Source organism: Pseudobacter ginsenosidimutans, assembly GCF_007970185.1.
Taxonomy (GTDB): Bacteria; Bacteroidota; Bacteroidia; order Chitinophagales; family Chitinophagaceae; genus Pseudobacter; species Pseudobacter ginsenosidimutans.
In genome coordinates, this window is the sequence record NZ_CP042431.1 from 5,326,521 (window position 1) to 5,339,876 (window position 13,356).

At 49.2% G+C, this 13,356-nt stretch carries 6 protein-coding genes; 5 read left to right on the forward strand and 1 reads right to left on the reverse strand.

The features are described 5' to 3' along the window. Positions 1 to 93: 93 nt before the first annotated feature. Positions 94 to 4,299 carry a hybrid sensor histidine kinase/response regulator transcription factor gene (locus tag FSB84_RS20915; RefSeq protein WP_130539824.1) on the reverse strand — a complete coding sequence of 1,402 codons (4,206 nt, stop codon included), beginning with the start codon at positions 4,297 to 4,299 and terminating at the stop codon, positions 94 to 96. 214 nt (positions 4,300 to 4,513) lie between these two features. On the opposite strand from FSB84_RS20915, the gene FSB84_RS20920 reads away from it, so the two are divergent. The 5 genes from FSB84_RS20920 to FSB84_RS20940 are packed head-to-tail and all read left to right on the forward strand — an operon-like array spanning position 4,514 to position 13,329. Then, positions 4,514 to 7,480: a SusC/RagA family TonB-linked outer membrane protein gene (locus tag FSB84_RS20920; RefSeq protein ID WP_130539825.1), complete on the forward strand. Its 2,967-nt coding sequence runs from the start codon at positions 4,514 to 4,516 to the stop codon at positions 7,478 to 7,480. Between the two features lie 12 nt (positions 7,481 to 7,492). Beyond that, positions 7,493 to 9,082, forward strand: coding sequence for a RagB/SusD family nutrient uptake outer membrane protein (locus FSB84_RS20925; RefSeq protein ID WP_130539826.1), 1,590 nt, complete (start codon positions 7,493 to 7,495; stop codon positions 9,080 to 9,082). A 45-nt stretch (positions 9,083 to 9,127) separates the two neighbouring features. Continuing rightward, positions 9,128 to 10,156 carry a DUF5111 domain-containing protein gene (locus FSB84_RS20930; protein ID WP_147122294.1) on the forward strand — a complete coding sequence of 343 codons (1,029 nt, stop codon included), beginning with the start codon at positions 9,128 to 9,130 and terminating at the stop codon, positions 10,154 to 10,156. Between the two features lie 8 nt (positions 10,157 to 10,164). After that, a complete protein-coding gene (locus FSB84_RS20935; RefSeq protein WP_130539828.1) occupies positions 10,165 to 11,316 on the forward strand; it encodes a glycoside hydrolase family 53 protein in 1,152 nt (383 codons plus the stop codon). A 30-nt stretch (positions 11,317 to 11,346) separates the two neighbouring features. Next, the gene (locus FSB84_RS20940; protein WP_147122296.1) at positions 11,347 to 13,329 is read left to right on the forward strand and encodes a glycoside hydrolase family 2 protein; all 1,983 of its coding nucleotides are present in this window, start codon (positions 11,347 to 11,349) and stop codon (positions 13,327 to 13,329) included. Positions 13,330 to 13,356 lie beyond the last annotated feature (27 nt).

Genomic DNA, 13,356 nt, shown 5'->3' on the forward strand with positions numbered 1-13,356 from the left:
CTTTTGGTTCTGTGTTGCATCCATAAGATATCTTTTGGGGAGATACTTCAAATGCGGTGCCAGGGCTGGAACAGCTAAAAAGATTTGATAAAATCACTTCTTCAATTCCTGTAAAAACTGGCTCGGCGTTTTGCCAAATTCTTTCTTGAAAGCTTTCGTGAAATACGACTGCGTTTGAATTCCCACGCGGTAGGTCACTTCCGTAAGCGGCACATCTTCCTCGGTCATGATCTTTACGGCCTGTCTTAAACGAACCGAGCGAACAAATTCCCCGATCGATTGCCCTGTGATGCTTTTGATCTTCTGGTATAGTTTGGTGCGACTCATTCCTGCCTGCTGGCAAATATAATCCACATCCATATCGGGATTGGTGAGTTGTTCAGTGATGATGCTCAACAGTTGGTCCATGAAAGCCTTATCCTTTGCAGAATGTACCATATCCCGGGCTTCAGCGAACTGGTCCTGCGCGTAGCGCTCTTTGAGCTTCTGGCGTTGGTCCAGGATATTGCGGATGGTGAGTTGAAGCAGGTCCACACTGATGGGTTTGGCGAAATAGAAATCGGCGCCCGAGCCAACGCCTTCCAGTTGCGCATCCAGGCTATCGCGCGAAGTGAGGATCAAAAAAGGAACATGACTGGTCTCGATATTGTCCTTCACCGCGCGGCATAATTCTATACCATCCATCACAGGCATCATCACATCGCTGATGATGAGATCGGGAAAGCTGTCCTGTAAATAGTCCAGCGCTTCCTGTCCGTTTGCTGCTTCGGCTATTGTATACTGTTGTTGAAGGTTGTCCTTTAAGAAATTTCGAAGCTCATCGCTGTCTTCCACCAATAGTATTACGGGTTTCTGTCCATTGCTATCAGCGGGAGGCGATTGCTGGTCATTGTGAGTAACCGGAGGGATTACTGCTGTTTGTTGTGTCGTTGTTGCATCACGATCCAATGCAGGTAATTGCTGCTCGTATTTGTAATGGATGCTTTCCAGCCTTACACCGGCTTCTTCATGGTTTTGTTCCCATTGTTCCGCTGCTGCATAATCTGCTTCACCTACCGGAATGGCGATGATGATCTCCGTGCCTTCGCTTCGTTCACTATACACTTTAATGCCTCCTTTGTGAAGATGTGTAAGACTTTTCACGAAAGCCAGACCAATACCAGAGCCGAGGTGGGATTCACTGATCTTGTAATAACGTTCGAACAAATGCCTGATGGATTCCTTTGAAATGCCGATACCATTATCGGCTACACGGATGTATAAGGAGTCAACAGCTTTGTAGTCGCCGGGTAATAAGAGATCATTTCCGAACGAAGGTTTGAAGCCATCGAGGCTGGTCATGATTTCCAGGGTGATCTGGCCGCCATCACTGGTATACTTGAAAGAGTTGCTGACGAGGTTGAGTACGATCTTTTCCAGCACCTGCCGGTCGAACCAGGCAGTGGACAGGCCTTCTGGGATCAGTACATCGAAACGGATATTCTTCTGGATAGCCAGCTCGCTGAATTCGTCGGCCAGCTCGCGAAGGAAAAGGCCGATATTACCGGGCATCACTTTCAGTTCGAGCGCGCCAGATTCCACTTTGCGGAAATCCATCAGTTCATTGATCAGCCCGGTAAGGCGATTGATATTCCTGAAGATGATCTTATAATGATGACTGGACGCGGACCGCGGGGATTCTTTCTGTAACAGTTCCAGGGAGCCGAGTATCAAAGAAAGAGGGGTGCGGAACTCATGACTGATATTGGTGAACAGTTGTAACTGCAGACGGTGCAGTTCTTCTTTTTTCTGTTCTTCGAGTCTGTGCAATTGCTGACGCTGACGGAATCGATACCAGGCCAGCGCGCCATAGATGAGGAGGCCGATAAGGATCGTTTTGAACCACCAGGTATTCCAGAAGGGCGGATGGATCACGATATCGATACTGGCGCCCTGTTCATTCCAGATCCCGTCATTGTTGGCGGCTTTCACATGGAAAGTGTATTTGCCGGGATCGAGGTTGGTATAAGTGGCTTTGCGTTCGTGGCCTACATAGTTCCAGTCTTTATCCCAGCCATCGAGCTTGTACGCATACTGGTTGTTCTCGGAGGCTGTATAATTGAGCGCGGCAAAGCTGATACTGAAGGCTGTTTGATCGTAGCTGAGCGTGATTGCTTTTGCAAGACTGACGTCTTCCTGCAATGGTCCTTTCTTTTCCGGCAGGATGGTTTGATTGAATACCTGCAGTTCAGTCAGGTAAACCGGCGGCAGGAAATTATTGGCGCGGATCTGGGCAGGGTAGAAGCTGTTGAAGCCATTGATGCCGCCAAAGAACATTTCCCCTGATTTCGTTTGCAGGTAAGCGTTGGCTTCAAACTCAAGCCCCTGCAGGCCATCGCCGGTATTGTATTTCTTGAATTCTTTTGTATCGGGATGGAAACGGGTAATGCCATTGGAAGTAGCGATCCAGAAATTTCCGTTCTTGTCTTCCGTGATGCCTTTGATGAATTCTGTGCCGAGCCCGGCCTTATCAGTGAAGAGCGAAAAAGATTTGCGGGCCGGATCGAACAAATACAATCCTACCTGTCCGATCCATACGCGATGCTTGCTATCGGTGAAGATCACGCGCAGGTCGGGTAGTTTGTCGTCATTGGTGAAGTAGTGAGAGAAGCGGTGGTTAACAGGATCATAGCAGTTGAGACCGCCATCGTCCGTACCGATCCAGAGGTTGCCGGATGCGTCTTCGCGCAGCGATACGATATTATTACCGATCAGTTTTGTTTTGCCTTCCGGGTCCTGCGTGATGCGGGTAAATTTTTTTGATTTGCGATCGAATAAATGCAGGCCACCATAATAGGTAGCCACCCAGAGCTGGTGTTGCCGGTCCTCATAGATCTGTTGCACATAATTGGAACTGATGGAACCGGCAACCGCAGGGTTATGTGTATACCGGGTAAAGCGCCCTGTACTTCTGTTGAACAGATTGAGACCACCGCCCCAGGTACCTGCCCAGAGATTACCTTCACTGTCCTCCATTACATGCAATACTTCATTCGAACCGATACTGCCGGCATCGTAGGGGTTGTATTTATAATGTGTGAACTGGTTACGGTTCCTGTCGAGACGATTGAGGCCGCCGCCATCAGTACCGATCCAGATATTGCCCTGACTGTCTTCACAGAATGCCTTCACATCGTTATAACTAAGGCTGTTGTTTGACAATGTTTGACGATATAGCCTGAATTTTTCAGTGCCAGGTGTATAAAGATTGATGCCGCCGCGGTGTGTGCCGATCCATAAGTTTCCCTGGATATCTTCCAGTAAAGCTGAAACTGTACGCTGGGAGAGGCTCGCAGGATTACCTTCTTCATATTGGTAGCGCCAGAAATTATTCGCAGGTGGATTGAACAATTGTAGTCCGCCATTGATACTGCCGATCCACACATTCCCCTGGTTGTCTGACATGATGCAACGGACCTGGTTGCTGCCGAGACTGTATGGATCGGTTTCAGAATGACGGTAACGGGTGGTTTGTTTGCGAATGAGGTTGATCACAAAGAGCCCGTCATCTTCAGTACCTATCCAAACATTGCCCTGCTGATCTTCATGAATGGCGCGGATACTGAAGGATTCATCAGGGATGGTCAGCGGATGGATAGAGGATAGGTCCTGTTGTGGGTTGTATTGATAGAGATGGCGTCCGGTGCCAATCCAGATATTGCCTTTGGCATCCTCATAGATCACCTGTACCGATTCGCCGGGAGCGAGTTGTTCCAGTGGAAAGCGATCGAAGCCCGATCCATCGGTGCGGATGAAAGTCAGTCCTCCGGCGGCAGTGCCTGCCCAGAGTTTGCCCGACCTGTCTTTGAACAAAGTGTTCACCTGGTTATTGGGCAGACTATGCGGATTGGCTGCATCATGTTTGAAGCGGGTGAATTGCTGGTCCTTTTCATTGAAGCGATTGAGCCCATTGCTTGTACCTACCCATAATACTTTGTTGCTGTCTTCCCCGATGCTCTTAATATAATTATCACTGATGCTGCCGGGGACCCTGGGATCATACCGGTATACAGTGAGCTGGTAACCGTCGTAACGGTTGAGTCCGTCTCGGGTGCCGAACCAGAGAAAACCTTTGCTATCCTGGAAGATGCATTCGATGGTGCTGTTGCTGAGTCCTTGTTCGTTTTGGATATGTTTGAAACTGATGGACGGTTTTTGTGCAAAAACGTCAGTAGTCCCCGGAAGATGAAAGAAGAGGGCAACCGCTAACAGGATGATGCGGCAGAGCAGTCGGCAGAGTGATGAACGATCCAATGGCATAATACAGGACCAAAATAGGTCAATTGGAGCGGAAAATGTGCTGTTGATCAACAAAAAGTCAGATCGGACTAAAATTATGAACGGGTGGACTACTGCCTGATCCACTTCATGCGCTAATATTGTTACAGCTCAGCTTGCCTTGTTCAACACGTTTTGCAGAGCGATCCGGGAATCGCGTTTTCATTGCCCCGGGTAGTATCTTAAAATGTAACTAATGAAAAAAAGAGAACGATTGCGACATCTTGTCATTGCCCTATGTGCTATTTGCTTTCTGCTTTTGGGTAATGCGGGATTTTCCCAACCAACTAACCGCACAGTAACCGGAACTATCAATTCCCCCGACAGCCTGCCGCTCAGCGGCGCCACCGTAACGGTGAAGGAAACACGACAATCAGCACGCACAGACGACAAAGGCCAGTTCACCATCACGGTACCTGCCGGCCAGGTGACCCTGGAGATCACGTATGTGGGATATGCCCCCGGGCAGATCATTGTTGCACCCACGGCCACCCAGGTGAGCCTGGTAATGAAGAGGCCGGACAACAACCTGAACGAAGTGATCGTGATCGGTTATGGCGCCACCCGCAAAAAAGATCTGACGGGAGCTGTGACCAGTATCACCGAAAAAGATTTCAATCCCGGTGTGATGGGATCTCCCGAACAACTGATCAATGGCAAGGCCGCTGGTGTACAGATCATGAGCAACAACGGTTCTCCCAGCTCAGGCAATACCGTACGTATCCGCGGCGGCGCTTCACTTAGCGCCAGCAATGATCCACTCATTGTAGTGGATGGCGTGCCGCTGGAGATCGGTGGCATCAGTGGCAATGGCAATAACTTCCTCGCATTGCTGAACCCGAATGATATCGAGTCCATCAATATTCTGAAAGATGCGTCGGCTACTGCTATCTATGGTTCCCGCGCAAGCAATGGCGTAATGATCATCACTACAAAAAAAGGCGCCAGCGGCCCGCTGAAGGTTACCTTCAATTCTTTGCTCTCCATGCAAACGGTAACGCGATTACCGGAAATGCTCTCTGCACAACAGTTCCGCGATCTCATCAACACCAAAGGATCAGGTGCGCAGAAAGCGCTGCTGGGAAACAGTACAACCGATTGGACCGACCAGGTATTCGAGAATGCCATCGGCAACGATAATAATATCAGCGTGTCTGGTTCCATCGCGAAGAAATTACCCTTCCGCGCTTCACTCGGCTATCTCTACCAGGATGGACTGCTGAAGACCGATAACCTCAAAAGATTTTCAGGTAGCCTGGTGCTGAGCCCGAGTTTCTTCGACCGGCACCTGAAGATCGATATCAATCTCAAAGGTTCGGTGAACGATAATAGCTTCGCCAACCAGGATGCTGTATGGGCTGCGTCTGCATTCGATCCCACGCAGGCAGTGCGTACAGACAAGCCGGAATTCGGAGGCTATTACGAGAGGATCGATAATGCCGGTGTGCCTGTTGTACGCGCACTGCGTAATCCGCTTGGATTACTTGAACAGGAAAGTCATAAGAGCACTGTACGACGCAGCATCGGTACCGCAGAAGTGGATTACAAATTCCATTTCCTGCCTGATCTTCGTGCACACGCCATCGTTGGCTATGATATTGCCGAAGGCGAAGGCACCAATTATGTTCCCGATTACGCGGCTGCACAATACACACGCGGCGGCATTCAGAACAGCTACTCACAGAAAAAGACCAATAAGCTTTTCACCGCTTATCTGAATTATACAAAGAACCTGCCCGGACTGAAAAGCAGGGTAGACGTTACGGCTGGTTATGATTACCAGAACTGGATGGCCACCAATCCGGCTTTCATCGATTACAATGTAAAAGGAGAAGTACAGGCCAGCACGCCGGCCGATTCACAGCGCCATGTATTGCTTTCGTACTACGGCCGTCTTAACTATACATTCAACAACAAATACCTGCTCACCGCCACTATTCGCCGCGACGGTACTTCCCGCTTCAACAAGGATAACCGCTGGGGCGTATTCCCATCACTGGCGCTGGCCTGGAAGATCAAGGAGGAGAATTTCCTGGTCAACAGCGATCTCATCAGTGATCTGAAACTTCGTTTAGGCTTTGGCGTTACCGGGCAACAGGAAGGCATCGGCAACTACAGTTACCTGCCCAACTATACCATCGGTAATGAATTTGCGCGCTATCGCTTCGGCAATACTTATTACCAGACCTACAGGCCGCAGGCTTATGTGTCGGACCTGAAATGGGAATCAACGGAAGCCTGGAACGCAGGACTGGACTTCGGTCTCTTCAGCAATAAAGTGACCGGTACCGTTGATTATTATTACAGGAAAACGAAAGACCTCCTGGCTTATGTATCTGTGCCTGCCGGTTCCAATCTTACCAACAGCATTACCACCAATGTGGGAAATATCACCAGCAAGGGATTGGAATTATCGTTGAACACTACATTGATCAGCAATAACCAGCTTACCTGGACTGTGGGCGCCAATGCCACCTGGCAGGATGTAAAGATCACCAACCTCAGCCTGGTGCCGGATACTGCTTCTCCCGGTTCCTTCACCGGTCCTGAAGTGGGCAGCAGGGGATTGCAGATCCTCAGTCCCGGTTATGCGCCTTATATGTTCTATGTATACAAACAGGTATACGATAATAAAGGAAAACCAATCGAAGGCATGTATGCTGATCTCAATAAGGACGGTGTGATCAACGATAAGGATTTTTATCGATACCATTCTCCCATGCCGGAATTCATGCTGGGTTTCAATACGCAGGTCACATATGGCAAATGGAGCGCCAGCACTGTATTGCGCGCCAGCTTCGGTAATTATGTGTACAACGATGTGAAGGCCAACCAGGGGAGCTGGGAAACTTTACAATACAATCCTTACGAGCTGATCAATCTCTCTACTGATTATCTGAATACAGGGTTCACGGCGCGCCAGTTCTTTTCCGATTATTTCGTGGAGAATGCGAGCTTCCTGAAAATGGATAATATTTCCATCGGATACGATTTTGGGAATGTGTGGAAGAATACAGCCAGGCTGCGTGTAGGCATGCTGGTGCAGAACGTGTTCACCATTACAAAATATGATGGAGTGGATCCCGAGATCCAGAATGGATTCGACAATAGTTTCTATCCACGTCCAAGGACTTTCTCACTCAACCTGAACCTGAGCTTCTAAAAATTGCATGCAATGAAAAAGATCAATCAAATATATAGCGGGTTTGCACTGATGATGCTGTTGCTGCTGGGCAGTTGTGTGAAGGACCTGGACCAGCAACCCTATGTGCAGGAAACCTCCGCTTCAGTTTATGCAAAAGCGGAAAACTATAAAAAGGTAATGGCAAAAGTGTACGCATCACTGGCCATTGGCGGACAGGAGAAGGGGGATGGTAATGCCGATCTCTCAGGCAGGGCTGCAAATGCTTACCTGCGCATATACTTCAACGTTCAGGAACTGCCCACCGACGAAGCAGTATATACCTGGGGCGGGGGAGATGCCTTGAATCCTGTTCAGTTCATTAACTGGAATACCACCGATGAATGGTCCTCTGCCATGTACTATCGCATATTGTATACCGTTGGCCTCTGTAATGAATTCCTGCGCAATGCGAAGGATGATAAGATCAGTAAGTTCACCGACGCTGAAGTGGCGGATATACAGGCCCAGCGTAATGATGTCCGTTTTATCAGGGCCGTTGCCTGGAGCCATGCGCTGGACCTGTTCGGCATTCCTCCATTCATTACGGAAGATGATCCTGTAGGCGCTTTCTTCCCTCCACAGATCAAACGTGCCGATCTCTTCAGTTACGTGGAAAAAGAATTGAAAGAAATTGCTGCTGCATTGCCGGACCGCGCACAGGCTGAAGATGGCCGCGCCAATAAGGGCGCTGCTTATGCGCTGCTGGCAAAGCTGTACCTGAATGCGGAAGTGTATACCGGAACGGGTAAATACACAGAGTGTATCGCAGCCGCCAACGAAGTGATCGGTCAGGGATATACGTTAGAGCCAACTTACAGCAAACTGTTCAATGCGGATAACGATAAACGTACCAACGAGATCATTTTCGCCATTCAGCAGGATGGACAAAACACTACCACCTGGGGCGGCACTACCTACCTGGTCTGCGGACCGATAGTAGGAAGCATGGCTGCCACTGACCTGGGTGTGCAATCCGGCTGGAGCAGTATCCGCACCACGCCGCAGTTTGTAAGCCTGTTCCCTGATGTTACGGGTGCAACAGATACCAGAGCGCGCTTTCATACAGACGGACAATCGTTGCAGATCAATGATCCTACTCTGCAAACCGATGGCTATGGCCTTACCAAATACACCAACAAGACCGATGCCGGCGGCAATGGTTCCAACTATGCGGAAGGTTTGGTAGATACAGATTTCCCGATGCTGCGCCTGGCTGATGTTTACCTGATGTATGCAGAAGCCGTGCTGCGTGGTGGAACAGGTGGTAATACAGGCACTGCACTGAACTACGTGAACCTGATCCGCACAAGGGCTTACAATGGCAGTAATGCAGGGAATATCAATCAGTCCGACTTCAACCTGAATTTCATTTTGGCGGAAAGAGGCCGTGAACTGTTCTGGGAATGCACCCGCCGTACCGATCTGATCCGCTATGGCCGCTTTACCGGCAATACCTATCTCTGGCAATGGAAGGGCGGAGTGAAAGATGGTACGTCTGTGGCTCAGCGTTATAATGTATATCCGATCCCTGCTGCCGACAGAGCCGCCAATCCCAATCTCGACCAGAACCAGGATTACTGATCAATCAAAAAATGAACAAATGAACTGCTGTAAAAATATTTCATCATGCTGTTGCTGCCTCTGCTGGCATTAACAGGATGTAAAAAAGATGGCGACAGAGTTACACTGGAACATATCGCCAATAATGAACTGGTGGCATCGGCTTCAGAATTAGTGCTGACCAATGCCACGGCGGGCTCCAATGTATTTTCTTTATCATGGAGCAAGGATAGTCTGCGCATCTCCAATTCCGGTAAATACGGACTGGCCACCACGGCGCTTTCCAATACACTCCAGTTTGATACCGTGAATACTTTCACGCATCCCAAAGAATCCGTAGAGACCGGTGTGCAGAAATTGTTTACCGGAACCTCACTGAATATGCTGGTGCTGAGCATGGGCATGGTACCGGAAGAAACAAAGACCATTTATATCCGGCTGAAAACGTTGGTTGGTGCTAATCTGGAGCCGCTGTACACACCAACGGTTGCTTTGAAAGTAACGCCATTCAATCTCGTGAGCTTCCTGTATATGCCGGGCGATCTCAGCGGTGGCTGGAACAGCTATACTACCAAACTCTGTTCACCAACCAGTGACGGTAAGTATGAGGGATATGTGAATGCTGCCCAGTGGAATAATTTCAAATTATCGGAGCAGTCAAATGGCAGTGGCGTTGTGTATGGTTCGCTTCCCAATGAACTGTACAAGCTGGATCCCAGCGCAGCTCAATGGAATATCTGGTTCGATGAGGGCGGCTACTTCCTGGTGAAAGCAAATACAAATGACCTCAGCTGGAGCAAAACAAAGATCAATTCCTTCCATATCTCCGGTGATTTTAACGACTGGAGCACTTCGGCTACTCCAATGAGTTATGATGCCGTAAACAAGGTTTGGACTGCAACCGCCAATTTCCAGGCGGGACAATGGGGCAACAGTTTCCAGATCATTGCTAACGGCGACTGGGTAATTGTTTATGGAGATGAGGACGGAGATGGAAAGATCGGAGCCGGAGAAAAAGTGTATCCGCCCACGGGTACGCATACCGTTACGATGAACCTGAGCAATCCTGAGAAATACACGATCACTATTCAGTAACAATATTTATGAAGTATTCTTTTCGACTTTTTTCAACGGGGTTGTTTTTTGCGCTGCTGTTCATGACAGCCTGTAACAAGAATGATGGAGATGCAGGTTCTGTGACCCCACCAGAAGAGAAAGTGTTATACGACTGGACCAAACTGGTGATGGGAGCTGACCTTAGTTCCGTGAACATGGTGCAGGCTAATGGTGGCCGTTATGAAGATTCTGGTCGCGCCAAAGATCCATACCTGTTGTTCAGGCAGTACGGCTGTAACTCAGTACGGTTAAGGCTCTTTCATAACCCGGCCGCTCCGGGCGGCTATAGCGCCGATGGATATTGCGGGCTGGAAGATGTGGTCCGCAGTATCCGTCGCGCCAAAGACCTGGGCATGGCGGTGAATCTCGATTTTCATTATTCCGATACCTGGGCAGATCCCGGCGTGCAGAAAATTCCTGCTGCATGGGCCGGGAAATCAATCAGTGTTTTGAAAGATTCTGTTTACAATTACACTATTGGCGTACTGGAACATTTGAAGGCGTTAAATCTCACACCTGAGATGGTGCAGATCGGCAACGAGATACAACCCGGTATGCTGCTGCCCGAAGGAAAGATCACCAACAATGATTTCTCCAGCCTGGCCGTATTGCTGAACAGTGGTATCAAAGCAGTGCGCGATTTTTCAGAGCAATCCACCATCAAGCCGCTGATCATTTTACATCCTGCCAGTGCACAGGTACAACAGTGGTGGTTCAATGGCATCACCGCAGCCGGAGTAACCGATTTCGATATCATCGGTATCTCTTATTACGAAGAGTTCACTACTGTGAAGCTGGAACCATTGAAAGCACTCATCGCACAACTCAAATCAACTTTCAATAAAAAAGTGCTGATCGTAGAAACCAATTACCAATGGACCAATGCCTCACAGGATGGAGTGGTATATCATGAACAGACTGTGTTGAATGGGTTTGAGGTGAGTGCGGCCGGGCAACTGGCTTACCACAAGGCCCTGACCCAGGCCGTTATCGATGGAGGCGGCATGGGCGTGATGGTATGGGAGCCGGCCTGGATCAGCAATGCACAAAACTGGGGTCAGGAACTGATCGCGTTCTTCGACTTCACCGGGAAGGCGCTGCCCGGTCTGCAGTTCATGCATCAGCCATACAAATTTTAGCGAAGCGCTTATTTACATAATACATACCTGATGAAATATTTTTGCTGGATTATCGTGTTGTGCTGCCTGGCAGCGCCGGAAGGTCATGCCCAGAAGATCCCATTCAGTGATCAGTGGCAGTTTAGTAAAGAAGAGAAACTGGCTGGCAACCCGCTGCTGATGGCGCTGGGTAATGCTGTTACACCGGATGCCGGCTGGCAGCATGTGAACCTGCCGCATACCGCCAACCTGGAACCACTGGTGATTCAATCACAGTGGGTAGGACTGAGCTGGTACAGGAAAGATTTTACGGCAAAAAAAGAATGGAAAAGCAAACAGGTCTTCCTTCATTTCGAAGGAGCCATGCAAACCGCTACGGTATATTTGAACGGCAAGGAATTGCTCACGCACACGGGTGGTTATCTTCCTTTCTCCATCAATATCTCTTCCGCGTTATCTTTCGATAATAACAATGTATTACTGGTTCGTCTCAATAACCAGGACAGTCCATTGGTACCGCCCGGCAAACCGCTGAAGGATCTTGATTTCTGTTATTACAGTGGTATCTACCGCAATGTGTGGCTGGAAATAAAAAATGACCTGCATATCACCGATCCGGTAATGGAAGCCATTCCGGCAGGTGGCGGATTACATGTCTGGTATTCCGGAGTTTCCGATAAACAGGCTAACGTTCACGTAGCTACGCATATTCGTAATGCAGGAGGCCAGTCCGCAGACTATTCATTGCAGTGGCAATTGCTGGATAAGAAAGGGAAGATGGTTGTCAAAGAAACAACTGCCGGCCTGAAGCTGGCTCCCGGAGAAGCTTTACAGACCACTGGTTTGTTGAAGGTGCTGACGCCGCAACTCTGGCATCCTGATAACCCGTACCTGTACACGCTGAAAGTTCAGATTCGTAAAGAAGGGATATTGCAGGATGAGCAAAATATCCGCATCGGGATCCGTGAGTTTGCACTGCGTGATGGTAGGTTCTATGTGAATGGTAAGCCGCTTTTGTTCCGTGGCACCAACCGTCACCAGGAATATCCTTATATCGGGAATGCTTTATCTGATAATGCACAATACAGGGATGCCGTAAAGATCAAAGATGCAGGTTTCAATATTGTGCGGCTTTCCCATTATCCGCAGGCCAATGCGTTCATGGATGCCTGTGATGAGCTGGGATTGCTCACCATTGCCGCCATTCCGGGCTGGCAGTTCATCGGTAACGATAGTTTCATGACGCATGCTTACAGGGATGCACAGGAACTGATGCGCCGCGACAGGAACCATGCGAGCGTGGCAATCTGGGAACTATCGCTCAATGAGACCGCAATGCCGGACCATTTTATGGAACGCATGGTGGCCATCGCCAAAGAAGAATCTCCCGCCTCACCCGCACTCACCGCTGGCTGGATCGACAAATATTATGATGTATTCTTCCCGGCGCGCCAGCATGGCAAATTCCCGGATTACTGGAAGAAGTATACAGGGAAGATCCCATTGTTCACTGCGGAGTATGGCGACTGGGAATATTTTGCGCAGGATGCAGGTCTCAACCAGGCAGGCTATGCTGGTCTGAAAGGTTCAGAGCGCAGCAGCAGACAGTTAAGGGGAGACGGAGAGAAGCGCCTCCTGCAGCAGGCACTCAATTTCCAGGAAGCGCATAACGATAACCTTCATAATCCACACCTGGGCGACGCCAACTGGCTGATGTTCGATTATAACCGCGGCTATTCACCCGATATCGAAGCATCGGGGATCATGGACCTGTTCAGGTTACCCAAATTCTCTTATTATTTCTACAAAAGCCAGGCGCCTCCCGGCAAGGAGCCGCTGGTGAATATCGCAACCTGGTGGAATGAAAGATCCGATCCCTCTGCCATCAAAGTTTACAGCAACTGCGAAGAGGTGGCGCTTTACCTGAATGGCAAATTAATAGAAAAAAGAAAGCTGGTCGCGACAGGATCTCGGATAAACTTCGTTATCCGCCCTTTGTTTTCGATCTTCAGCAATTCTCGCCCGGTGAATTAAAGGCAATTGGCTATATTGGAAACAAAG